Here is a 21,866-nt window from a genome sequence, read left to right as displayed (position 1 = left end):
AGCGTGGAAGACCTGGCGGACCGCTGGCCCGTCGGGCGGCGTGAGCCAGGAAGCTCCCTGGATCCGCGAGGGAGAGGATTCAATTCTCAACCCCTTCAGTAGCCGGGACGTCGGAGTCGGACGCACCGTCCGGCTCCGCCTCCGGGCCGTCGGGGGCCCCGGGCGCCTGGTCGTAGAGGATTCCGGCGAGGTCGCCCAGCTCCTCGGGCACCTTGGCGGACTCGCTGCGGCCGAGCCCGGCCATCTCGACGACGGTGACGCCGTCGGCGCCGCGCACCGCCCGCACCCAGACCCTGCGGCGCTGGATGAACAGGGACGCGGCCAGTCCGAAGATCGCGGCGAGGGCGCCGCCGAGTGCCCAGCCGCTGCCCGGCTCCTGCACGATCTCGAAGCCGGCCCACTCCTTGACCTGCTTGTCGAAGGTGATGGAGCCGGCGCCGTTCGGCAGCTGCATGGTGTCGCCCGGCTGGAGCAGCTTCTTCAGCAGCTGGCCCTTGGCGTCCTTGAACGCCTTCATGTGCGTGGTGTCGAGCTGGTAGACGCTCTGTGCCTGTCCCGAGTTCACGCCCAGGTTGCCGTGGTAGGCGTTCACCGCGAGCAGCGGGTTCAGCAGCGCCGGGAACCGGGAGAGCATCGTGCCGGCCTTCGGGTCGAAGGTCGGTACGAAGAAGGCCTGGAAGCCGAGCTGGTCCTTCTTGCCCTGCGGGTCGCGGTAGCCGTCCATCACTTTGACCACGCCGTTGGAGGTGACGTTGCCGTCCAGCGGCAGCAGCGGCACGGCGTCGTGGTAGACCACGGTGCCCTTGCCGTCCCGGACGGTGACGACGGGGGCGTAGCCGTGGCTGACCAGGTAGACCTTGGAGTCGCCGATCTTCAGCGGCTCGTTGACCTTGATGGTGGTCCGCTGTTCCTTGCCGTCCGCGCCCTTGCTGTAGGCGATCTTGGCCTCGAAGGTGCGCGGGGTGCCCCGGTTGGGGCCGCTGATCTCGTAGGTGCCCCGGAAGTCCTTCAGGTCGAAGCTGAACGGCACCAGGTCGTCGGGCTTGAAGAGGCTGCCGGAGCGGAAGTCGTCGTACATCGGCAGCGCGTTGGAGAAGCCGTCGCCCTCCACCATCAGCTTGGTGCCGTCCGACTTGTACAGCTGTCCGGAGGCGAACGCGACCAGCAGCACGATCAGCGCGATGTGGAAGGCCAGGTTGCCCACCTCGCGCAGGTAGCCCTTCTCGGCGGCGACGGCGTCACCGGCGACGTGGGCGCGGAAGCGGCGCTTCTTCAGCAGCGCGAGCGCGGCCTCGCGCACCTGCTCGGGGTCGGCGGTGGTGCGCCAGGTGGTGTGGGCCGGCAGTCTCGTCAGCCGCTTGGGCGCGCCCGGCGGGCGGCCGCGCAGCTGGCCGACGAACTGCCAGGTGCGCGGGATGATGCAGCCGATGAGGGAGACGAACAGCAGGATGTAGATCGCGGAGAACCACACCGAGCTGTAGACGTGGAACAGCCCGAGCTTGTCGTAGACCGGGCCGAGCGTCTTGTGCGCCTGGCGGAAGGCGTCGACCTTGTTCACGTCGGCGCCGGTCTGCGGGATGAGCGAGCCGGGGATGGCGGCGAGCGAGAGCAGCAGGAGCAGCAGCAGCGCGACCCGCATGGAGGTCAGCTGCCGCCAGAACCAGCGCGCCCAGCCGAGCACGCCGAGGCCGGGCCCGGCGCTGACGGGCTCCTCCCGCGGGGCGGTGGACAGCTGGGAGCCGGCCGCTCCGAGCTCCTCCTGGTCCCGGCCGTTGTCGGTGTCGGTTGTGCTCATGGATCAGATCCCCACAGTGAAGCCGTCGGACCAGCTCTGCATCTCGTTCACCAGGTGGTCCCAGACCCCGGTCAGCAGCAGCACACCGGTCACGATCATCATCGTGCCGCCGGCGCGCATCACCCAGACATAGTGGCGCTTGACCCAGCCGAAGGCGCCGAGCGCCTTGCGGAAGGCGACCGCGGTGAGGACGAAGGGCACACCGAGGCCCAGACAGTAGGCGATCATCAGCACCGCCCCGCGTCCGGCACTCGACTCGTGCCAGGAGAGGAAGTTCACCGCGGCGAGGGTCGGTCCGATGCAGGGTGTCCAGCCGACGCCGAACAGGGCGCCCAGCAGGGGCGCGCCCACCAGGCCCGCGGTCGGCCGCTTGTGGAAGCGGAACTCGCGCTGGGTGAACCAGGGCATCAGCCCCATGAAGAAGACGCCCAGCAGGATCATGAGCACGCCGAGGACCCGGGACAGGGTGCCCTTGTTGTCCTGGAGGGTCCAGCCGAAGTAGCCGAACAGCGCCCCGCTGGAGATGAACACGGCGCTGAAGCCCAGGACGAACAGCGAGGCGCCGGCGACCATGCGGCCCCGCCTGGCCTCGGCGAGGTCGGTGCCGGCGATCCCGGTGACGTAGGAGAGGTAGCCGGGGACGAGCGGCAGCACGCAGGGCGAGAAGAAGGACACGAGGCCGCCGAGCAGGGCGATCGGCAGGGCGACCAGCAGGGCGCCGTTCATCACGGTGCCGTTCGGGCCCGTTCCGGCGGCGGCCAGCAGGAGAGTCGCGCTCACGTCACTTCTCCGCGAGGACCGGCTTGAGCATCTTCAGCAGCCCGGTGTCGTCGAGCGCCTCCAGCGCCCGCGCGGCGACCTTCCCGTCCTTGTCGATGATGAGCGTGGAGGGGATGAGCTGCGGGTTCAGCGTGCCCTTCTTGAAGCGCAGCATGAGCCGGCCCGTCGGGTCGTAGAGGCTCGGGTAGGCGATCCCGTGCTCCTTCTCGAAGGCGACGGCCGGGGTGGTGCTGGTGTCGCGGGTGTTGATCCCGACGAACTGCACGCCCTTGTCCTGGTACGCCTTCGAGACCTTGGAGAAGTACTGGGCCTCCTCCCGGCAGGGCCCGCACCAGGAGCCCCAGACGTTGATCACGACGACCTTGCCCCGGTAGGACGCGACGTCCAGGGTCCTGCCGTCGATGGTCTTGCCGGACAGGTCCGGGGCCGCGCTCCGCTTCCCCTCGGGCACGGTGTCGATGCCGTTGTTGCCGGTGACGAAGTGGGTGTTGCCGCCCCCGCCGGAGGTGCCGCCGTTGCCGCACGCGGACAGGGTCAGGGCCGCCAGGGCGGCCGTGGCGCCGATCAGGGCGGCGCGGCTACGGGTACTCATGTGAAAAGTTTCGCATGCCTGTTCCGGGGATCTCCGCCACCCCCCTGCCGGGCGGAAATCCGCGTTTCAGGACGTATTTACACGGGGCATTTCGGGCATCGGCTCAGGCGGCGTCACCGGCGGCCGACTTGGTGTCCCGCAGGAAGGACTTCCACCCCCCGGCCGGCCGCTGCCCGACCTCCAGCGTACGCAGCCGGGCGAGCACCTCCGGCTTCTGCACGTCCATCCAGTCCACGAACTGCCGGAACGAGACCAGACGCACATCCGCGCCCTTCTCCTTCTCCCGCGCGATGTGCTTGAAGGCCTCCTCGACGGAGTCCATGTAGATGCCGCCGTTCCACTGCTCGAAGTGGTTGCCGACGAAGAAGGGGGCCCGGTTGGTCTCGTACGCCCGCCGGAAGCCCTGGATGTAGGACTGCGCGGACTGCCTGCGCCAGTTCGGGTAGTTGTAGGCCGGGGCCTTGGTCGAGTTCACGGACTGGTTCGCCAGCATGTTGTAGTCCATGGACAGCACCTCGAAGGAACGTCCGGGGAAAGGTATCTGCTGCAGGGGAAGGTCCCATATGCCCAGGCGCTTGGCCGGCCAGACCTGGCGGCCGCCCGGCGAGGAGGCGTCGTAGCGCCAGCCCAGCTCGCGGGCGGTGGGCAGCAGGTTGTTCTGGCCGAGCAGACAGGGCGTGCGGCCGCCGGCCAGCTCCTTGTCGTAGTCGAACGGCAGGGACGGCAGGTCGGTCCAGCCGGTGTGGGTGCGCCACTGCTTCACGAACGCCTTGGCCTGCTGGATCTCGCTCTTCCACTGCTGCGCGGTCCAGTTGCCGACGGAGCCGGAGCCCGCGCAGAAGTGCCCGTTGAAGTGGGTGCCGATCTCGTGCCCCTCGAGCCAGGCCCGGCGCACGTTGGCCAGGGTGGCCTTGATGTGCGGGTCGCTGAGGTAGCCGATGGCGGAGGCGCCGCGCGGGTTGTTCGGGGGCTCGTAGAGCCGCTTCTTCGCCTCGGGCAGCAGGTACAGCCCGGACAGGAAGAAGGTCATGCTCGCGCCGTGCTCCCGGGCCAGGTCCAGGAAGCGGGGGAAGAGGCCGTTGCCGACCTCGCCGGCGCCGTCCCAGGAGAAGATCACGAACTGCGGCGGGGTCTGGCCCGGCTCCAGCGGCTCCGGCCTGGCCGGCTGGTGCGGCTGCCGGCCCGTGAACGAGGTGGAGCCGTCGCCGATGGGCCGGGCGGGATGCGCGTCCCGGCCGCCGCCGCGCCCGCCGCCCTGCCCGGCACCGCCGGCTCCCCCGCCCTGGTGGGAACCGTCCGGCCGGCCGCCGCCGTCCGAGGACGTGGAGGTCCCGCAGCCGGCGAGTCCGGCGGCGGCCGCGGCGCCCGCGCCGAGACCGAGCATGCCCCTCCGGGAGAGGGGCCGAGTGAAGGTGCGCATGAGGAACCCCGATTCGTCACGCCGTCTGGTGGTCACCCAGTCAGAGGGCGCGACGATCGGTATGGTTCCGATATTTTCTTATACTTTTCGCAACATATGCGGTAAATGGCGCATCAAGTCGCCTGAAACTGGAGGTGTCTGGCGGCCCGTCAGGCGCTGCCGGGCGGCGCCGTCAGGCCCCGAACGCCTTCCCCTGGGCCGCGCCCTTCCCCTTCTGGGGCTTGGCACCGGCGCGCAGGTGGACCGGGACCAGGTCGATGGCGGGCTCGCTGTAGCCCACGGAAACGATTTTGTCGCCCAGGTACGTGAAAGTCGTCAGGGACGCCAGGGTGCACTGCCGCTTGCGCGGGTCGTGCCACAGCCGCCGCTTCTCGACGTACGACCGCACGATCCAGATCGGCAGCTGATGGCTGACCAGCACCGCCTCGTGGCCGCGCGCCCGGTCCTTGGCCGCGTTCAGCGCGCCCATCATCCGCACCACCTGGTCGACGTACGGCTCGCCCCAGGACGGCCGGAACGGGTTGACCAGGTACTTCCAGTTGTCGGGCTTGCGCAGCGCGCCGTCCCCGACGCCGAAGGTCTTGCCCTGGAAGATGTTCTCCGCCTCGATGAGCCGCTCGTCGGTGGCGAGGTCGAGGCCGTGCGCCTTGGCGATCGGGGTGGCCGTCTCCTGCGCCCGCTCCAGCGGGGAGGCGCAGACGTGGGTGACGTCCCGCGGCGCGAGGTGCTCGGCGACCCGGTCGGCCATCTTCCGGCCCAGCTCCGAGAGGTGGTAGCCGGGCAGCCGGCCGTAGAGGATCCCGTCCGGGTTGGCGACCTCGCCGTGCCGCATGAGGTGGACGACGGTGATGTCCTTGCTGCTGTCACTCACGCGGTGGCCTCCGCGGCCGCTCGGGCCGCCGCCGGGAGGGCGTCGGCGATCTTCTGGACGGCCCGCTCGTCGTGGGCCGTGGAGACGAACCAGGACTCGAAGGACGACGGCGGCAGGTAGACGCCGTTCGACAGCAGCGAGTGGAAGAACGCGGTGTAGCGGAACGAATCCTGCCGCTTGGCGTCCTCGTAGTCCCGCACCTGCCGGTCGGTGAAGAACACGGAGAACATGTTGGAGGCCGTCTGCACGCGGTGCGCGACACCCTCCTTGGTGAGCGCCTCGGAGACGAGGCCCTGGATCTGCGCGGAGACGGCGTTCACCGTCTCGTACGCGGCGTCGTCCAGGAGCCGCAGCTGGGCGAGCCCGGCGGCGGTGGCGACCGGGTTCCCGGAGAGGGTGCCGGCCTGGTAGACGGGCCCGGCGGGCGCGAGGTGGGCCATCACGTCGGCCCGGCCCCCGAACGCGGCCGCCGGGAAGCCGCCGCCCATGACCTTCCCGAAGGTCATCAGGTCGGGCTCGACCCCGTCGACGCCGTACCAGCCGCTCCGGCTGGTACGGAAGCCGGTCATGACCTCGTCGGAGATGAACAGGGCGCCGTTCTCCCGGCAGGCGTTCTTCAGCCCCTGGTTGAACCCGGGGGCGGGCGGCACGACGCCCATGTTGCCGGGCGAGGCCTCGGTGATCACACAGGCGATCTCGCCCGGGTGCCGGTGGAAGGCCTCCTGCACGGCCTCCAGGTCGTTGTACGGCAGCACGATCGTGTCACCGGCCTGGGCGCCGGTGACGCCGGGCGTGTCGGGCAGCGCGAAGGTGGCGACCCCGGAGCCGGCGGCGGCGAGCAGCGAGTCCACGTGCCCGTGGTAGCACCCGGCGAACTTGATCACCTTGGAGCGCCGGGTGAACCCCCGGGCGAGCCGGATCGCGGACATGGTCGCCTCGGTGCCGCTGCTGACCAGCCGCACCTGCGCCACGGGCGCCACCCGGGCGACGATCTCCTCGGCGAGCGCGACCTCGCCCTCACCGGGCGTGCCGAAGGACGTGCCCCGGGCGACGGCCTCCTGCACGGCGGCGATCACCGCGGGGTGCGCGTGCCCGAGGATCATCGGTCCCCAGGAGCAGACGAGGTCGACGTACTCGCGCCCGTCGGCGTCGGTCAGGTACGCCCCCTTCCCCGACACCATGAAGCGGGGCGTGCCGCCCACGGCGCGGAAGGCGCGCACCGGGGAGTTCACACCACCCGGGGTGACGGCGGAGGCACGGTCGAAGAGCGCCTGTGAGACGGGCGCGTCGTACGGATAGGGCAGTTCGCTGGCGGCACTCATGACGTGCGGTTTCTCCGGCTTCTCGGACTCCGGGCTGCGTGGTGACCCCCTCAGGGTAGGCCGCCGCGGGCGCCGCCCGGGCAATCACCCGGTCCCTGCCGCCGCATCTGCGAGACTGAGAACTGATACACACAGCTCATACGGCACGTAGTGATCAGTGACCGGGAAGCTCCCGCGGACCCGATGGTTCACCGCACGTTTCGGCGAGCGGCCGTGGGGGAGGTCACTGACACGATGATCGGGTTGCGCGGCGGGGGCCACGCGTCCTAGAAAAGCAGTCGGGTGGAGATATGCATCGCGGTGGCGGACTGGGCGAGGGGACTGACGACCTGGGTCCTCGACGTGCCCGGCGGGGAAGGCACCGGCGCGAAGCGGAGGAAGCGACCGAAGCACGTCAGACAGGTGTACCGGGTGAGCCCGAGCGGTTCGACCGGCAGCGCGACCGAGAGCTCGACCAGCGGCTGGACCGGCAGCTGGAGCGCCCGGCCGACCGCCGGCTCGACTCGCGGGCCGACCGCCTCCGGGCGGGGAGCAGGAATGGTGGTCGGGTGGGGGTGACGTACAAATACTTCGGCGCGCCGGACGGCGCGACCGCGGCTCGCGTCCCCATCTCGATGCGCCCCGAGGAACTCGGCGGCGACGAGCTGGGCATGAACGGCATGTTCACCAAGATCAAGCCGGAGACGATGGCCGCGATGGTCCTCACCGGCATCGAGGGCGTGCCCCTGCACAAGGTCCCCCCGCTGGAGCTGGTCGTCCTGCACCCCGACTACGCGGTCGTCAAGCTCCCCATGACGGTGGTCGACCCCCTGCGCGGCATCGGCGAGGAAGCGGTGGGCGCGGCGGCCTTCATCTGGTCGACGGTCCCGGACCGGGGCGGGCCGCGCGACGCGTTCAACGTGTACCAACTGCTGCACGAGTGGCAGGACTTCAGCCACCGGCTGCACGAGGCGGGGCACCAGCCGTACTGCCTGGTCTGGCCCTGACCCGAACGTTTCGCAGGGACTGTCGGTCCCGTCCGCTTCACTGTCCGCCATGGAGCTCACGCAAGCGACCGTCGACGCCCTGCTGGCCCGGCTCGGCCCGGACGGTCACGTCCACCTGCCCGGCGACTGGGCCGCGCAGGAGCTGACCGACCTGCTCGCCGGCAGGTACGGCGTCCCGCGCACCCTCGTGCTCGACGGCTTCGCCGATCCGACGGTCGACGCGTCCGGGGGCGCGGCTCTCCTCGCTCCGTTCGGGGACCGGGCCGTGAGGATACGGGCCTGGGCGGACGAGGATCGGTGGGTCGGCACAGGGACGGCACGGGACAGCGAGGGGGCCGAGCGGCCGGTGCTGGTGGTCGCCCGCCGGGAGGTGCCCGAGCCGTTGGCGGTCGCTCCGGACGGGGACGAGGGCGTCGACTGGGTGGAGCGGCTCGTGAGGATCACCGGCTGGACCCGGACCTCCCGGCGGCCCGGCATGGACTGGGCGCAGGTGGAGTCCCGCCTGGGCACCGCGCTGCCGGGCGACTACAAGCGCATGGTCGAGACGTTCGGCGAGGGCGCCTTCGACGGAGAGCTGGACCTGGTCCAGGAGCCGTGGACGGATCTCCGGGAGGACGGGCTGCTCATCTGGGCGGGCACCGAGCACGAGGACCTGTACTGCTGGCGGACCGACGGCGACCCCGACCGCCGGCCCGCCGTGGTCCGGTCCTTCGTCAACGAGGACCACCTCTTCGACTGCCAGGCCGCGGAGTTCGTCTGCCGCGCCCTCGTCGACCCGCACCACACGTTCACGCTGGCCCGCTGGTACGACACCCCCTTCCTCGAGAACTACCGGGCGAGCGACTGAGCCCGGGACACCCGGCGTCCGGGAACGGACTGCGGCCCTCGTTCGTCTACAGTTCCGTAGACGGTTGGCCTGCTGTGCGCTCGCTCCTTCCCGGCCGTTCACCCGCACCACCTGTTCCGCAGGGAAAGGGCCCGCCCCAGATGACCACTCCGCCGCCCCCGGCCCCGCACCACGTGATCCTCGCCTTCGACGGCTCCGGCATCGACGGCTCCGCCTACTCGGACGTCGTGCGGCTCGCCCAGCACTCCCCCGGCTGGCTGGACGACACGGTGTCGGCCTGGTCGACGTACGGGCTCGCGGTGTTCGCCGTCCTCGCCGCCGTCGGCTGGTGGCGGGCCCGGCGCTCGGGGGCCGTCGCCGCGGTGGCCGCGCTGGCGGTGCCGGTGGTCGTCGTCCTCGCGTACGGCGTGGACGCCGTCCTGAAACTGGCGGTGCGCGAGGACCGGCCGTGCCAGAGCCTGCACGTCAGGACCCTCGAGGCGTGCCCGGCACCCGGTGACTGGGCCTTCCCCAGCAACCACGCGGCCATCGCCGCCGCCGGCGCCGTGGCCCTGCTGTTCGTCTCACGCCGTCTCGCGGCGGTCGCCATCGTGGCCGCGCTGGCGATGGGAGCCTCCCGGGTGTGGGTCGGAGCGCACTACCCGCACGACGTCCTGGCCGGCCTCGTGGTCGGCACCCTGGTCGCACTGGCGGCGATGGCCGCGGCCCGGCGGCGGTCGGAGACCTGGGCGCGGTGGCTCACCGCCCGGCGCCTGGGCGCTCTGCTGCTGACCCCCTGAGCCGCGACCGCGCCGCGACCGACGGAGAACCACGCGCCCCGAGATCCTGATCGTCGAGGACGACCACGCCCTGCGGGACGTGCTGCGCCGGGGCCTGTGCGACGAGGACTTCGACCCGGTCCCGGCCGCCGACGGCGCCACCGACCGTGTGCGCGCGGCGCCTCCCCGGCACCGTGCGGATCGACGTCGCCGACGACGGTCCCGGTGTGCCGGAGACGTTCGCGGACGAGCTGTTCCAGCCGGGCCGGCGCGCCGAACCCGGCGACGGGCGCGACGGCCACGGCGGCGATGGCCGCCGCGAACAGGGCGGCGGACAGCCAGTCGCGCGGCACGGCGCGCACCGGTCGCCGCGCATCCGTGCGCACCAGGGCGGGTCGTAGTACCCCGGTACCACCTGACCTGCGGGCTTCAGTCCCCGGTACCACCGGATCCGGCGGATCACGGACTTAGCGTGAGGAAGGAGGCGCCAGGCGGTCCGGGCGCCGCGGTCCGGAGGAGAGAGCGCCGATGATCGAGGCACAGCAACTGACCAAGAGGTACGGGGAGAAGACGGCCGTCGACGGGCTGGACTTCACCGTGAAGCCGGGTGCGGTCACCGGCTTCCTGGGACCCAACGGAGCGGGCAAGTCCACGACGATGCGGATGGTCGTCGGTCTCGACGCCCCGACCGGCGGCACCGTCACCGTGAACGGCCGGCGCTACGCCCGCCACCGGGCACCCCTGCAGGAGGTCGGGGCGCTGCTGGAGGCGAAGTCGATCCACCCGGGCCGCTCGGCCCACAACCATCTCAGGGCGCTCGCGCTCACCCACGGCATCCCGGCCCGCCGGGTCGACGAGGTCATCGAACTGGCCGGTCTCGGCAGCGTCGCGAAGAAGCGGGCCGGCGCCTTCTCCCTCGGCATGGGGCAGCGCCTCGGGATCGCCGCCGCCCTGCTCGGCGACCCGCAGACCGTGATGCTGGACGAGCCCGTCAACGGGCTGGACCCCGAGGGTGTGCTCTGGATCCGGAACCTGCTCACCTCCCTCGCGGCCGAGGGGCGCACGGTGTTCGTCTCCTCGCACCTGATGAGCGAGGTGTCACTGGTGGCGGACCACCTGATCGTCGTCGGCCGGGGACGGCTGCTGGCCGACACGACCGTGCAGGACCTGGTGTACGCGGCGGGCGGCGACACCGTCCGGGTCGCGACCAGCGAGCCCGCGCGGCTGCGGGACGTGCTGTCCGGGCCGGACGTGGAGATCACCGGCCGCATCGGCTCCGAGGAGCTGCAGGTGACGGGGATGTCCGCCCGCAGGATCGGGCTGAAGGCGGCCGAGCACGGCATCCCGCTGTTCGAACTGTCCACGAAGGCGGTGTCGCTGGAGGAGGCGTTCATGGAACTGACCCGGGACGCCGTGGAGTACCACGGCACCACGAGCGGCACCGAGACCTCCGGGAGCGCGGCATGAGCACCCTCACGGCAACACCCGGAACCCCGGAGTCCGACCAGGTCGCGCCGGCCCGGCCCGCCTACCGGGTGACCGGACGGCGCGTGCTGGCCTCGGAGTGGGCCAAGCTGTGGTCCCTGCGCTCCACCTGGATCACCCTCGGCCTGGGCCTGCTGTTCCTCGTGGCCTTCGGTGTCATCGCCGCGAGCCACTACAAGTCCGGTCTGACCTCCGGTCGGCCCATGGACCGCGACTTCGCCACCGCGACGGCCGTGAGCCTGTCCCTCTTCGGCACGAACTTCGCTCAACTGGCCCTCGGGGTGCTCGGCGTGCTGGTCACGGCCGGCGAGTACTCCACCGGCATGATCCGCTCCACCCTCGCCGCCGTACCGCGCCGGCTGCCCGTGCTGTGGTCCAAGGCGGCGGTGTACGGGCTGGTCGCCCTGGTCGTCGCGACCGCCGGCACGTTCCCCGCCTTCCTCGTCGGCGGCCGGATCGTGACGGGCACGCCCGCCGCCATGGGCCTCGGCCACGCCGGCGTCGTACGCAGTCTGCTGGGTGCCGGGCTCTACCTGGGCCTGGTCGGCGTGATCGGCGTCGCCCTGGGCGCGCTGCTGCGGTCCGTGGCCGGTGGCATCTCGGTGCTCGTGGCCGCCCTCATGCTCGTACCCGGGCTGGTCTCCCTGCTGCCCAGCTCGTGGCAGGGAAACATCGACCCCTACCTGCCGAGCCACGCCGGCGAGTCGCTCTTCGCGCTGACCCACGACTCCACCACCCTGTCGCCGGGCGCGGGACTCGCGGTCTTCCTCGGCTGGACGGTCCTGGCGCTGGCCGGCGCGGCGTACCGGCTGGTGCGCAGCGACGTGTGACCGCCGGCCACCCGCATCATGGGGCGGTGACCTTCGTGACCACAGAAGACCTCAGCGGGATGGGTCCGCTGGTCGCCCGGCTGGGCCGGGCCGGCCAGCGGCTCCGGCACGCCGACCGGGCCCGGCCGTGGGTGCTGGACACCGCGGTCGTGGTCCTGGTCTTCCTGCTGTTCTGCCTGCCGGACCTGCTGCACGCGGCCGGTGCGCTCGACGGGGACGGCGACGGCCCGCGCCACTTCCGTGTGGCGCTCACCCGGTTGCCGGTGGTGGCCATGGCGGCCCTGCAGGCCGGGCTGGTGCTGCCGCTGCTGTGGCGGCGCCGGGCACCGGCCGTCGCCTTCGGCGCCGTCACGGCCGTGTTCGTCCTGCAGTGGTCGCTCGGCGCCTCGCTCCGCGCGGACGTCACGCTCTTCGTCGCCCTGTACAGCCTGGCCCTGCACGGGCGGCTGCGGCAGCTGCCGTGGGCCTGTGCGGTCACGGCGGGTGCGCTGGGCCTGGTGGCGGCCCGGGTCTCGACCGCGGTGTCGGTCTGGGACGCGTTGTTCTTCCTGCTCAGCACGGCGACCGCGGCCCTCGCCCTCGGCCTGGTGATCCGCATCCGGCGGGCCCAGCTGGCCGGGCTGCGCGACCGGGCGGCCCGGCTGGAGATCGAGCGCGACCAGCGCGGCAGGCTCGCCGTCGCCGCCGAGCGGACGCGGGTGGCCCGCGAGATGCACGACATCGTCGGCCACAACCTGTCCGTCATCATCACGCTCGCCGACGCGGGCGCCTACGCCACGGCCGTCGCTCCCGAGCGGGCGGAGGAGGCCCTGCACCTCATCGGCGACACCGGCCGTCAGGCCCTGGGCGAACTGCGGCGGGTGCTCGGCGTGCTGCGCGAGGCGGACGGCCCGCCGGCCGAGCCGGAGCTGAGCCCGCAGCCCGGACTCGCGGACATCGACGCGCTGTGCGAGGGGGTGCGCGCCGCGGGCCTGGACGTCGTCTACCGTACGGCCGGTGACGTCGACGCCCTCGACAGCGGGGTGCAGCTCACGGTCTACCGCATCGTGCAGGAGGCTCTGACGAACACCCTGAAGCACGCCGGCGCGGGCGCCCGTGCGAACCTGGCGATCGCCGTGGCGGACACCCGGCTGACGATCACCGTCGAGGACTCCGGCCGGCCTGCTCCGGCCGGTGCTCCGGCGACGGCGGGCGAGGAAGGACACGGCCTGGTGGGCATGCGGGAACGAGCGGCTCTCTACGGCGGACACGTCAGCGCCGGTCCCGCCGGCCCGGGCTGGACGGTGCGGGCCGACCTCGACCTCGCGCCCCGGGGCGGTGCCGCCGGGTGACCACCGTGCTCGTCGTGGACGACCAGCCGCTCCAGCGGTACGGCTTCCGCATGCTGCTGGACTCCGTGCCCGAGACGGAGGTGGTCGGCGAGGCCGCGCACGGGACCGAGGCCGTCCGCAAGGCCGCCGAACTGCGCCCCGACGTCGTCCTCATGGACGTACGCATGCCGGGCATGGACGGGATCGAGGCCACGCGCCGCATCGTCGCCACGGGTGACCGGTCCCGGGTCCTCGTCCTCACCACCTTCGACCTGGACGAGTACGTCTACGCGGCCCTGCGCGCCGGGGCCAGTGGCTTCCTGCTCAAGGACGCCCGTCCTGAGGAACTCCTCGCGGGCATCCGTGCCGTGGCCGTCGGCGACGCGGTGATCGCGCCGGCGCTCACCCGCCGCCTGCTGCACGAGTTCAGCCGTCTCGTGCCACCCGGGGGCGACGGGGCCGGGGATCCGGGCCTGAGTGCCCTCACCGGCCGCGAGCGCGAGATCCTCGTCGCCATCGGCAAGGGCTGGACCAACAGCGAGATCGCCACGCGCCTCGTGCTGTCGGAGTCCACGGTGAAGACACATGTCGGACGCGTGCTGTCCAAGATCGGCGCCCGGGACCGCGTCCAGGCGGTGATCTTCGCCTACGACCACGGGCTGGCCCGGCCCCACGGCGGCTGAGCCGCGCCGGTGCCGGGCGGGGCGGTCAGCAGCCGCCCGGGGAGTCGGCCGGGGCGCCGATGCCGATCCGGAGGGTGGCCGGGGCGCCGCAGCAGCCTCCGGCTTCGTCGCCGCGGGCGGCGCCGGGGTCGTCGTACAGGCCCGCGCCGCCGCACACGCCGGTCTCCGGGAGGGTCAGTTCGACGCGCTCGGCGGCCTCGCGGTCGCCGGCGATCGCCGCGACGACGGAGCGGACCTGCTCGTAGCCGGTCATGGCGAGGAAGGTCGGCGCGCGGCCGTAGGACTTCATGCCCACCAGGTAGACGTCCTGCTCCGGGTGGGACAGCTCCTTCACGCCGTGCGGGTAGACCGTGCCGCAGGAGTGGACGTTCGGGTCGATGAGCGGGGCCAGGGCGGCGGGGGCCTGGAGGCGTTCGTCGAGGCCGAGGCGGACCTCGGAGAGGAAGGACAGGTCGGGGCGGAAGCCGGTCAGCACGACGACCTCGTCGACCGGGTCGAGGCGGCGGCCGTCCTCGGCGGCCAGGACGAGCCGGCCCCCCTCGTGTTCCACGGCCCGGGTGCGGAAGCCGGTCACCGCGGAGGCGTGGCCGGCCTCGACGGCGGCCTTGGCACGCAGGCCCAGGGCGCCCCGGGCGGGGAGCTGGTCGGCCTCGCCGCCGCCGAAGGTGTTCGTGCCGATGCCGCGGCGCAGGATCCACACCGCGTGCGTGCCCGGCTCTTCCCGGGCCAGGTCGGCGAGGTGGGCGAGCGCGGTGAATGCGGAGGCGCCGGAGCCGATCACGGCGGTGCGCCGGCCCGCGTACCGGGCGCGGACGGCGGGGTCCCGCAGGTCGGGGACGCGGTAGGAGACGCGGTCGGCCACCGCCTTCTCGCCCAGGGCGGGCAGGCCGTCCGCGCCCATCGGGCCGGGGACGGACCAGGTGCCGGAGGCGTCGATGACGGCGCGCGCGCCGATGCGCTCCTCGCGGCCGTCCGCCGACCGGACGTGGACGGTGAAGGGCTGCCGGTCCCGGTCGGCGTCGACGATCCGGTCGCGGCCCGCGCGGGCCACCCCGGTGACCGTGGCGCCGTAGCGGACCCGCTCGCCGAGGGTGTCGGCGAGCGGCTGGAGGTACTGCTCGGCCCAGTCGCCGCCGGTGGGGTAGGCGGCGCCGTCGGGGCGGGACCAGCCGGTGGGGGCGAGCAGCTTCTCGGCGGCCGGGTCGGTGACCTCGGCCCACGGGGAGAACAGCCGTACGTGCGCCCAGTCGCGCACGGCGGTACCGGCGGAGGGGCCGGCCTCCAGGACCAGCGGGTCGAGTCCGCGCGCGACGAGATGGGCGGCGGCGGCCAGGCCGACGGGACCGGCGCCGATGACGACGACGGGCAGCTGGTCGGCGGGCACGCTGGTGATGGGCTCGGCCACGGGGTTCCCCTTTGCTTCGACGTTCGTCGATGGCTTACCCGGTCAGCTTGGCACTTGTTTCGATGTACTTCAACATAGACATCTATCGAAACAGGGCGCCTGGTTCGACGTGTGTCAACATAGATGGATGTCGAACACGTCGACCACGAAGGCGCTGCCGCTGATCGAGCCCGCGTCCGACGCCGCGGCGCCGTGCTGCCCGCCGCTCACCGAGCGCCCGTTCACCACGGAGGAGGCGGAGACCGCCGCGCGGATGTTCAAGGCACTGGGCGACCCGGTGCGGCTGCGCCTGTTCTCCGCCGTGGCCTCCCACGAGGGGGGCGAGGCGTGCGTGTGCGACATCTCCGACGTGGGCGTCTCCCAGCCGACCGTCTCCCACCACCTGAAGAAGCTGAAGGAGGCCGGCCTGCTGACCTCCGAGCGGCGCGGCACGTGGGTGTACTACCGGGTCGAGCCGTCGGTACTGGCGGCCATGGGCCGGCTGCTGACGATCGCGCCGGCCGTGACCTGACCCCGGGTCACCCGGTGCCCTCCCGGCCGGGCATGAAGATGAGGGCCACCAGTGCCAGGCCGGCCACCGCGCCGACGAGCTGCATGCCGACGAACCCCGCGACCGAGCCGGGCGCGATGCCCGCGAAGGTGTCGGTGAAGGCGCGGCCGATGGTCACCGCCGGGTTGGCGAAGGACGTGGACGAGGTGAACCAGTACGCGGCGCCGATGTACGAGGCGACCGCGACCGGCGCGAACCGCAGCCGGTCGGTGCGGGCCAGGCCGAAGATCAGCAGGATCAGGCCGGCCGTGGCGACGACCTCGCCCAGCAGCAGGTGACCTGCCGACCGGTCGTGCGTGGACCACTTCACCAGCGGCTCGCCGAACATCGCGTCGGCCAGGACCGAGCCGGCGATCGCCCCGGCGATCTGGGCGGGGACGTACACGGCCGCCTCGCGCGGGGTGACGCCCGCGCCGCCGCGCCGGGCGGTCCACCACTCGGCCAGGGTGACGGCCGGATTGAAGTGCGCGCCGGAGACCGGGCCGAGCAGGGCGATCAGGACGCCGAGGCCGAAGACGGTGGCCGTGGAGTTGGCCAGGAGCTGGAGACCGACGTCCTTCGTCAGTTCGGTGGCCTGGATGCCGGAGCCGACCACGACCGCGACGAGCGCCGCCGTGCCGACCAGCTCGGCGGCGGCCCTGGCGAGCAGGGGAGGCGTTTGGGGCGGGGTCGCGCCCGGAGCGGGCTGCGGCTCGGTGGCCGGGGCCCCGGGGGACTCCCCGGTTCCGCCGTGCGCGGTGGCCTCGGTTGCGGTCATGTGGACTCCTCGGTGCGGGTCGCCGTCAGGGCGGGTGATCAGGGGCAGGACCGCTTGACGTCGTTCTCCGCGGTGGCGCGTGCGGTCTCCGCGAGGTCGGCGAACCGGCCGGCGAGCGAGGCGATGACGTCGGGCCTGAGCCGGTAGTAGGTGAACCGGCCGCACGGCTCGGTCTCCACGACCCCCGCTTCCCGCAGCACCTTCAGGTGGTTGGAGAGGTTGGTCTGCCTGGCCCCCGTCTCCTCGATCAGGTGCGTGCTGCAGAGCGTCTCCCCGGCGAGCAGGGTGACGATCCGGAGACGCAGCGGGTCCGCGAGGACCCGCAGCAGATCAGTGTCGACCGACGTCAGCATGGACTGATACTTTCACATCATTCCAGACTGATATGAAGGTAGAACCGATGCCCTCCAGCCCGCTCGCCTCCGTACTGTTCGTCTGCGTCCACAACGCCGGGCGTTCGCAGATGGCCGCCGGATTCCTCTCCCACCTCGCGGGCGACCGGGTCGAGGTCCGGTCCGCCGGTTCGCTGCCCGGCGACCGGGTCAACCCGGCCGCGGTCGAGGCGATGAGGGAGGTCGGAGTCGACATCGCCGGCCGGAAGCCCAAGGTGCTCACCACCGAGGCCGTCCAGGCGTCCGACTACGTCATCACCATGGGGTGCGGCGACGCCTGCCCGGTCTTCCCCGGCAAGAAGTACCTCGACTGGGCCCTGGCGGACCCGGCCGGCAAGGGCGTCGAGGCCGTCCGGCCGATCCGCGACGAGATCAGGGAGCGCGTCGAGGCACTGATCGCCGAGATCGACGCCGGACCGGAGGCGTGACCCGGCCGGGGGCCGTCCGGCGGATCCGTCCCGCCGGACAGCCCCCGGTCGCGAGAGGGGCTCAGCGCTTGAGCGTGAAGGTGAAGTCGCCCGTGCGCCTGCCGTTCAGCCGGACCGCCGACACGAGGTTCCCCTCGGTGATCAGCCTCCCGACCTCGGCCCGGGACAGAGCGCAGCCTTCGGCTATCAGGCGCACCGGCCGGACGGGGATCGGCGCCGCGAAGCGGACCGAGACGTCGAGCACCTCGCGGTCCAGGTGACCGGATCCTCCGGTGTCGAGGCGCCAGGCGCCGTCCCAGTCGAGTGCGATGCGATTGCGTCGCCGCACGACCGGGTCCTGGAGCAACTCGGCAGCCAGAAGAGGGTCGTTGTCGTGCGCCCGGTCCAGCAGACCGGACCGCACGGAGCGCACGTTCGTCCGCTCCAGGACCGTGAGTTTCGCCGTTTCCCCGCAGGCGGCGCAGAGCGCGAGGAGCCAGACGTCGATGAGCTTGTGGTTCGCGTTGACGCGAAACTTTCCGCTCGTCAGGAAACGTTCGGACGCGCACGCGTGGCAGCGGCGCCGGACGAGCGGCAGGCAGGTGGGCACGACCACCCAGCTATTGAGCACAGGAGTACACCGGTTCCAGTGAGAAGTCCGCAGCAAGAAGCAGCGCGGCGCACAGGTGCGACGCGCGACCGATCAGCGCTCGGGAGGTCTCACACGGTGTACAACGGCACGTCCCTTCCTGGACGACTTGGTCCGGCAGCACGGTAGGGGAGCGCGGCGGCGCGCTCCACCGGTTTTCGCCGGCCGGGTCAGCGGCCCGTGGCCCAGGCCGCGAAGCTCTCGACCGCGTCGGCGACGGCGTGGCAGCGGAGCGACGTGAAGAAGTCGAAGTTGTGCTGGGTGCCGGGCAGTTCGGCGAAGGCGACCGGTGCGGTGGAGGCGCGGGCGAGTTCGTCCGCGAAGCGGCGGGCGTCCTCGACCAGGACCAGGGTGTCCAGGGAGCCGTGCACGATCAGGAACGGCGGTGCGCCGGCGTGGACGTGGGCGTGCGGGGTCGCCGGTGCGCCCGAGGCGTCCGCACCGGCCTCGCCGTAGTAGCCGTACAGGCCGATCGCGCCGGCGATCGAGTCGTCGGTCAGCGCGACGGTCGCGGCCAGGTGGGCGCCGGCCGATCCTCCGGCGACGACCACGCGTGACGGGTCGGCGCCGAGCTCGCCGGCGTGGTCGCGCAGCCAGGCGATCGCCTGCTTCGCGTCCGCGAGGGAGTCCGAATAGGCGGTCCGCAGCCGGTAGTCGGCGCTCGCGCAGACCCAGCCGTGGCCGGCCAGGCGGTAGAGCAGCGGTCGCGCCCCGAAGAGCTTGCTGCCCGTCACGAACCCCCCGCCGTGCAGGTACAGCAGGATCGGGGCGCCGTCCGGCCGGCTGCGGGGGACGTAGACGTCGAGGCGCTGGGTCCGGGCGTCGCCGTACCGGCGGTCCCGGAGCAGGCGGACGCCGGGCCGCCACGAGACCAGCGGCAGCAGCAGGGTCCGCAGGAGGGGCAGCCGGGTGTGGGGCATCCGGATGCCCGGCCCGGCCGCCAGGGCCGCCTCCAGGACGCCTCGCGCCGAGCGGGTGCGGACCGCCAGGGCGGCCAGGGCGCAGGCCGGGACGGCGGTGAGGGCGACCGCGAGCCACCACACCGGCGCACCGATCGACGTCGTCAGGGTCGGAGCGACGCTGACGGCCAGGAGGGCCAGGCCGAGGAACGGCTGCTCGTTGAGGAGGAACGCGAGCCAGAACCACAGGTTCGACGGGCTCGAGTGTTTCGGCATGGGGGGCCGCAGGGCCGCGAACGCGCACAGGGACAGCAGCGCGACGGAGGTGAGGAAGCCGAGGGGCACGGCCGGTCACCCCCCGCCCGGCCGAACGGGACACAAGGCCACGGCCGCAGCAGCCGGACTCGTCAGCACGCGCCCTCCCCTTTCTGCCGCACCCACCTCACCGACACGGCCATCGTGCCCGTGCCCGCCGGGGCGCGAGAAGGGCCGGTCCCGGCAGCCCTGCGGGGGCGAGGCTGCGGGGATCCGGCAACGAGCGCGACCCGCCGGGGGCGTACCGCGTGCTCAGCGCCGGTCGGCCCGGGTGACGGCCAGCAGCACCAGGGCCAGCACCTGGATGGCGACGACCACCGTGATCAGCACGGGGATCGAGTAGCCGTACAGGCCGCCGGTCAGCGCACCGCCGGCCAGGCTCGCCGCGCCCACGACCCCCGCGAACAGGCCGTACGCCGTCGCCCGCCGGCCGCTGGGCACCAGGTCCGCGACCGTGGCGCGCAGGGTGGACTCCTGGATGCCCATGGCCGCGCCCCACACCAGGGAGCCGGCCACCGCGATCGCGACCGTGTTCGTGAACGCCAGCGCCACCACGCCCGCGGTCAGCACCGGCAGCGCGACCAGGACGCGCGGGCCGATCCGGTCGTAGAGCCAGCCGGTGGCCAGGGCCGCGACCGCGTCCACGGCCATCGCCGCCGCGTACAGCACCGGGACCCAGGCCGTGGCCAGCAGGTGCCGTTGGACGAGGTGGTAGGAGAGCACGCCGAAGGTGGCGAACCCGGTCGTGGTGGCCGCGGTGAAGGCGGCGTAGGTCCAGAACGCCCTCGGCAGGCGCCCGTCGCGCGCGGCCGGTGCCGCGGGTGCCGCGGCCGTCACCTCGCGTTCGTAGGCCTCCGGGTCCGGCATCCGGGCCCGCAGCCAGAACAGCAGCAGCAGTACGGCGATGCCGGGGACGGCGAGCATGCCGAGCGCGGGGGCGTAGTCGTTCCCGGTGGCGGCGAGCACGCCGGCCACCAGCAGGGGGCCGACCAGGGCGCCGATCTGGTCCATCGCCTCGTGGACCGCGAAGCCCCGGCCCCGGCCGGTCGCGGCGGTGGCGTGCGAGAGCAGGGTGTCCTTCGCGGGGGAGCGCACCGCCTTGCCGACGCGTTCGGCGATCACCAGCACGCAGGCCGCCCACAGCACCCCGGCCACGCCCAGCAGGGGCACCGAGACGACCGTCAGGGCGTACCCGGCGATCGCCAGGCCCCAGAAGCGGCGGGTGCGGTCCGCCAGCGGGCCGGAGACCAGGCGCAGGCCCAGGGCCGCGGCCTCCCCGGCGCCCGTCACCACGCCGACGACCAGGGCGGAGGCGCCCAGCGAGGCCAGCAGCGGGCCGGTGATCGAGCGGGCGCCCTCGTACACGACGTCCGCGAGCATGCTGACCGTGCCGAACCACACCACGAACCGCCACGGCCCCATCCGCGCCGACGGCCCCTGCGCCTGCCCCTTCTCCTCCGCGGACACCGGACGGCTCACCCCCACAGGGCCTGGGCGAGCGACACCCCGGCGAAGGCGGCCCCGAGGCCCGCCACGACGCTCGCGACGACGTTGGCCGCGGCGAAGAACCTCGCCCCGTCCTCCGCCAGCCGCAGCGTCTCGTACGAGAACGTCGAGTACGTCGTCAGCGCCCCGCACAGGCCGGTGCCCAGCAGCAGTTGCAGGTGGGAGGAGGCTGCGCCGGCCGCCACGGCCCCGGACAGCAGGCCCAGGACCAGGCAGCCGGACAGGTTCACGGTGAAGGTGCCCCACGGGAACACGGTGTCGTGCCGCTTCTGCACCGCGCGGTCGGTCAGGTAGCGCAGGGGCGCGCCGACCATGGCGCCGACGACCACGAGCAGCCAGTTCACTTCTTCCTGTCCCTGCTCTTGTCCGTGTCCTTGTCCCTGCCGACGTACCGGATGACCTCGCAGTCGTCGAGCATCACCAGGCCCTCCGCCACGAGCTCGTCCAGCTGGGGCAGGAAGTCGCGCACCCGTTCCTCGGTGTCCACGATCACGATCGCCACCGGCAGGTCCTCGCTGAGGGACAGGATCCGCGAGGTGTGGATCAGGGAGGAGGCGCCGAAGCCCTCCACCCCCCGGAACACCGAGGCACCGGCCAGCCCTGCCTGGTGCGCCCGGTGCACGATCTCGCTGTACAGGGGCTTGTGGTGCCAGCAGTCGTTCTCCCCGACGAAGATCGTCACGCGCAGGGCCCTGCCCGTCAGCCGTGTCACCGCTGCCTCCATGCCACCAGGCGGCGCGTCGCCGTCGCCGCGAGCCACACCGCCGCCAGCGCCGCGCACAGCGTCGCGGCGAGATACGCGAGCCCGGTCCGGGGATGCCCCCCGGCCACGAGTCTCTGGATGTCCACGGCGTACGTGGAGAACGTCGTGAACCCGCCGAGCACCCCGGTCCCGAAGAAGGGCCGCACCAGCCGGTGCGCCGCCCACACGTCGGTGATCAGCACCATGAAGACGCCGATGACCGCGCAGCCGGCGGCGTTGACCCACAGGGTCGTCCAGGGGAAGCCTCCCGCCGCGACCGGCCAGGCCAGCGACGCCGCGTACCGGGCCGACGCCCCGACCGCCCCGCCGACGGCCACCGCCGCCACGATCGGTCCCTGCGCCCGCCAGGACGGGCGCCGCCGGGCGGGCACGCGCAGGTCGACGTCGGGGTCCACGGGTTCGCCGGTCGTCGTGGGTCGTGGGGCTGTCATGGATCTCCTACTCGCCGGGGCCCGGGTACACGGGTGCACGGGCACGCACCTTCGCAAGTAGGGACTGTTGGCGGCATCCCTGCCGCGGTTCGGGTACGGCGAGCCCCACCGCC

At 72.7% G+C, this 21,866-nt stretch carries 25 protein-coding genes and 1 pseudogene; 11 read left to right on the top strand and 15 right to left on the bottom strand.

Going from position 1 to position 21,866, the window contains the following annotated elements; all coding sequences use genetic code 11:
• Positions 1 to 79 precede the first annotated feature (79 nt).
• From resB to hemL, 6 genes are all read right to left on the bottom strand, one after another.
• Entirely contained in the window at positions 80 to 1,795 is a 1,716-nt protein-coding gene (resB, locus tag AQJ66_RS31580; protein WP_061928794.1) for a cytochrome c biogenesis protein ResB, read from the bottom strand.
• 3 nt (positions 1,796 to 1,798) lie between these two features.
• Positions 1,799 to 2,521: a cytochrome c biogenesis CcdA family protein gene (locus AQJ66_RS31575; RefSeq protein ID WP_107119105.1), complete on the bottom strand. Its 723-nt coding sequence runs from the start codon at positions 2,519 to 2,521 to the stop codon at positions 1,799 to 1,801.
• Between the two features lie 55 nt (positions 2,522 to 2,576).
• Positions 2,577 to 3,167 (bottom strand): TlpA family protein disulfide reductase, encoded by a 591-nt coding sequence (locus tag AQJ66_RS31570; RefSeq protein WP_061928792.1) that lies wholly within the window; start codon positions 3,165 to 3,167, stop codon positions 2,577 to 2,579.
• Positions 3,168 to 3,270: 103 nt separating this feature from the next.
• A complete protein-coding gene (locus tag AQJ66_RS31565) occupies positions 3,271 to 4,587 on the bottom strand; it encodes a polysaccharide deacetylase family protein (protein WP_061928790.1) in 1,317 nt (438 codons plus the stop codon).
• A 172-nt stretch (positions 4,588 to 4,759) separates the two neighbouring features.
• Positions 4,760 to 5,419: a histidine phosphatase family protein gene (locus tag AQJ66_RS31560; RefSeq protein WP_244162994.1), complete on the bottom strand. Its 660-nt coding sequence runs from the start codon at positions 5,417 to 5,419 to the stop codon at positions 4,760 to 4,762.
• Positions 5,420 to 5,454: 35 nt separating this feature from the next.
• Positions 5,455 to 6,780 (bottom strand): glutamate-1-semialdehyde 2,1-aminomutase, encoded by a 1,326-nt coding sequence (gene hemL, locus AQJ66_RS31555; RefSeq protein WP_061928786.1) that lies wholly within the window; start codon positions 6,778 to 6,780, stop codon positions 5,455 to 5,457.
• A gap of 548 nt (positions 6,781 to 7,328) precedes the next feature.
• Here hemL and AQJ66_RS31550 point away from each other — a divergent pair.
• The 9 genes and pseudogenes from AQJ66_RS31550 to AQJ66_RS31515 all read left to right on the top strand — a co-directional run bounded on the left by AQJ66_RS31550 (position 7,329) and on the right by AQJ66_RS31515 (position 13,679).
• Positions 7,329 to 7,766, top strand: a complete 438-nt coding sequence (locus AQJ66_RS31550) for a hypothetical protein (protein ID WP_003974483.1) — start codon at positions 7,329 to 7,331, stop codon at positions 7,764 to 7,766.
• Positions 7,767 to 7,815: 49 nt separating this feature from the next.
• Entirely contained in the window at positions 7,816 to 8,613 is a 798-nt protein-coding gene (locus tag AQJ66_RS31545) for a hypothetical protein (RefSeq protein WP_061928784.1), read from the top strand.
• 173 nt (positions 8,614 to 8,786) lie between these two features.
• Entirely contained in the window at positions 8,787 to 9,392 is a 606-nt protein-coding gene (locus AQJ66_RS31540) for a phosphatase PAP2 family protein (protein ID WP_061928911.1), read from the top strand.
• Between the two features lie 43 nt (positions 9,393 to 9,435).
• Positions 9,436 to 9,534, top strand: a pseudogene (locus tag AQJ66_RS40420) (DNA-binding response regulator); the annotation flags it as partial.
• Between the two features lie 31 nt (positions 9,535 to 9,565).
• Positions 9,566 to 9,772: a hypothetical protein gene (locus AQJ66_RS41075; RefSeq protein ID WP_167359201.1), complete on the top strand. Its 207-nt coding sequence runs from the start codon at positions 9,566 to 9,568 to the stop codon at positions 9,770 to 9,772.
• A 127-nt stretch (positions 9,773 to 9,899) separates the two neighbouring features.
• Entirely contained in the window at positions 9,900 to 10,838 is a 939-nt protein-coding gene (locus AQJ66_RS31530) for an ABC transporter ATP-binding protein (RefSeq protein ID WP_061928780.1), read from the top strand.
• Positions 10,835 to 11,686 carry an ABC transporter permease gene (locus AQJ66_RS31525; protein ID WP_061928778.1) on the top strand — a complete coding sequence of 284 codons (852 nt, stop codon included), beginning with the start codon at positions 10,835 to 10,837 and terminating at the stop codon, positions 11,684 to 11,686. Before AQJ66_RS31530 ends, AQJ66_RS31525 begins: the two co-directional genes overlap by 4 nt.
• 26 nt (positions 11,687 to 11,712) lie before the next feature.
• Positions 11,713 to 13,017 carry a sensor histidine kinase gene (locus AQJ66_RS31520; protein ID WP_107119104.1) on the top strand — a complete coding sequence of 435 codons (1,305 nt, stop codon included), beginning with the start codon at positions 11,713 to 11,715 and terminating at the stop codon, positions 13,015 to 13,017.
• Positions 13,014 to 13,679: a response regulator gene (locus AQJ66_RS31515; RefSeq protein WP_061928777.1), complete on the top strand. Its 666-nt coding sequence runs from the start codon at positions 13,014 to 13,016 to the stop codon at positions 13,677 to 13,679. Before AQJ66_RS31520 ends, AQJ66_RS31515 begins: the two co-directional genes overlap by 4 nt.
• Before the next feature lie 25 nt (positions 13,680 to 13,704).
• On the opposite strand, the gene AQJ66_RS31510 is transcribed toward AQJ66_RS31515, so the two are convergent.
• Positions 13,705 to 15,084, bottom strand: coding sequence for an FAD-dependent oxidoreductase (locus AQJ66_RS31510; RefSeq protein WP_425264319.1), 1,380 nt, complete (start codon positions 15,082 to 15,084; stop codon positions 13,705 to 13,707).
• A gap of 127 nt (positions 15,085 to 15,211) precedes the next feature.
• Between AQJ66_RS31510 and AQJ66_RS31505 the strand changes: the two genes are divergently transcribed.
• A complete protein-coding gene (locus AQJ66_RS31505) occupies positions 15,212 to 15,595 on the top strand; it encodes an ArsR/SmtB family transcription factor (RefSeq protein WP_061928775.1) in 384 nt (127 codons plus the stop codon).
• Between the two features lie 7 nt (positions 15,596 to 15,602).
• Here the strand turns inward: AQJ66_RS31505 and AQJ66_RS31500 are convergent, their stop codons facing one another.
• Positions 15,603 to 16,391 (bottom strand): aquaporin, encoded by a 789-nt coding sequence (locus AQJ66_RS31500; protein ID WP_061928773.1) that lies wholly within the window; start codon positions 16,389 to 16,391, stop codon positions 15,603 to 15,605.
• 38 nt (positions 16,392 to 16,429) lie between these two features.
• Entirely contained in the window at positions 16,430 to 16,744 is a 315-nt protein-coding gene (locus tag AQJ66_RS31495; RefSeq protein ID WP_061928771.1) for an ArsR/SmtB family transcription factor, read from the bottom strand.
• Positions 16,745 to 16,791: 47 nt separating this feature from the next.
• Between AQJ66_RS31495 and AQJ66_RS31490 the strand changes: the two genes are divergently transcribed.
• Positions 16,792 to 17,211 (top strand): arsenate reductase ArsC, encoded by a 420-nt coding sequence (locus tag AQJ66_RS31490; RefSeq protein ID WP_061928769.1) that lies wholly within the window; start codon positions 16,792 to 16,794, stop codon positions 17,209 to 17,211.
• Positions 17,212 to 17,272: 61 nt separating this feature from the next.
• Here AQJ66_RS31490 and AQJ66_RS31485 read toward each other — a convergent pair whose 3' ends face one another.
• The 6 genes from AQJ66_RS31485 to crcB (AQJ66_RS31460) form a co-directional block, all read right to left on the bottom strand.
• The gene (locus tag AQJ66_RS31485) at positions 17,273 to 17,821 is read right to left on the bottom strand and encodes a DUF1062 domain-containing protein (RefSeq protein ID WP_061928767.1); all 549 of its coding nucleotides are present in this window, start codon (positions 17,819 to 17,821) and stop codon (positions 17,273 to 17,275) included.
• 188 nt (positions 17,822 to 18,009) lie between these two features.
• Positions 18,010 to 19,083, bottom strand: coding sequence for an alpha/beta hydrolase (locus AQJ66_RS31480; protein ID WP_061928765.1), 1,074 nt, complete (start codon positions 19,081 to 19,083; stop codon positions 18,010 to 18,012).
• Positions 19,084 to 19,305: 222 nt separating this feature from the next.
• Positions 19,306 to 20,520, bottom strand: coding sequence for an MFS transporter (locus AQJ66_RS31475; RefSeq protein WP_244162987.1), 1,215 nt, complete (start codon positions 20,518 to 20,520; stop codon positions 19,306 to 19,308).
• Positions 20,521 to 20,528: 8 nt separating this feature from the next.
• Positions 20,529 to 20,903: a fluoride efflux transporter CrcB gene (crcB, locus tag AQJ66_RS31470; RefSeq protein WP_061928762.1), complete on the bottom strand. Its 375-nt coding sequence runs from the start codon at positions 20,901 to 20,903 to the stop codon at positions 20,529 to 20,531.
• Complete coding sequence (locus tag AQJ66_RS31465) at positions 20,900 to 21,271, bottom strand: DUF190 domain-containing protein (RefSeq protein ID WP_061928760.1); 372 nt, start codon at positions 21,269 to 21,271, stop codon at positions 20,900 to 20,902. The genes crcB (AQJ66_RS31470) and AQJ66_RS31465 overlap by 4 nt, the downstream gene beginning before the upstream one ends.
• Positions 21,268 to 21,753, bottom strand: a complete 486-nt coding sequence (gene crcB, locus AQJ66_RS31460) for a fluoride efflux transporter CrcB (RefSeq protein ID WP_061928758.1) — start codon at positions 21,751 to 21,753, stop codon at positions 21,268 to 21,270. The genes AQJ66_RS31465 and crcB (AQJ66_RS31460) overlap by 4 nt, the downstream gene beginning before the upstream one ends.
• Positions 21,754 to 21,866: the final 113 nt, after the last annotated feature.

The organism is Streptomyces bungoensis (assembly GCF_001514215.1).
Lineage (GTDB): Bacteria > Actinomycetota > Actinomycetes > Streptomycetales > Streptomycetaceae > Streptomyces > Streptomyces bungoensis.
The sequence above is the reverse complement of the archived record's forward strand: the minus strand, read 5'-3'. Positions and strand labels throughout refer to the sequence as shown.

Coding starts and splice junctions, on each gene's coding strand:
- AQJ66_RS31570 (WP_061928792.1), bottom strand. CDS start 3,167: ATGAGTACCCGTAGCCGCGCCGCCCTGATCGGCGCCACGGCCGCCCTG.
- AQJ66_RS31565 (WP_061928790.1), bottom strand. CDS start 4,587: ATGCGCACCTTCACTCGGCCCCTCTCCCGGAGGGGCATGCTCGGTCTC.
- AQJ66_RS31545 (WP_061928784.1), top strand. CDS start 7,816: ATGGAGCTCACGCAAGCGACCGTCGACGCCCTGCTGGCCCGGCTCGGC.
- crcB (WP_061928758.1), bottom strand. CDS start 21,753: ATGACAGCCCCACGACCCACGACGACCGGCGAACCCGTGGACCCCGAC.
- AQJ66_RS31500 (WP_061928773.1), bottom strand. CDS start 16,391: ATGACCGCAACCGAGGCCACCGCGCACGGCGGAACCGGGGAGTCCCCC.
- AQJ66_RS31505 (WP_061928775.1), top strand. CDS start 15,212: ATGTCGAACACGTCGACCACGAAGGCGCTGCCGCTGATCGAGCCCGCG.
- AQJ66_RS31560 (WP_244162994.1), bottom strand. CDS start 5,419: ATGCGGCACGGCGAGGTCGCCAACCCGGACGGGATCCTCTACGGCCGG.
- AQJ66_RS31495 (WP_061928771.1), bottom strand. CDS start 16,744: ATGCTGACGTCGGTCGACACTGATCTGCTGCGGGTCCTCGCGGACCCG.
- AQJ66_RS31530 (WP_061928780.1), top strand. CDS start 9,900: ATGATCGAGGCACAGCAACTGACCAAGAGGTACGGGGAGAAGACGGCC.
- hemL (WP_061928786.1), bottom strand. CDS start 6,780: ATGAGTGCCGCCAGCGAACTGCCCTATCCGTACGACGCGCCCGTCTCA.
- resB (WP_061928794.1), bottom strand. CDS start 1,795: ATGAGCACAACCGACACCGACAACGGCCGGGACCAGGAGGAGCTCGGA.
- AQJ66_RS31490 (WP_061928769.1), top strand. CDS start 16,792: ATGCCCTCCAGCCCGCTCGCCTCCGTACTGTTCGTCTGCGTCCACAAC.
- AQJ66_RS31575 (WP_107119105.1), bottom strand. CDS start 2,521: ATGAACGGCGCCCTGCTGGTCGCCCTGCCGATCGCCCTGCTCGGCGGC.
- AQJ66_RS31525 (WP_061928778.1), top strand. CDS start 10,835: ATGAGCACCCTCACGGCAACACCCGGAACCCCGGAGTCCGACCAGGTC.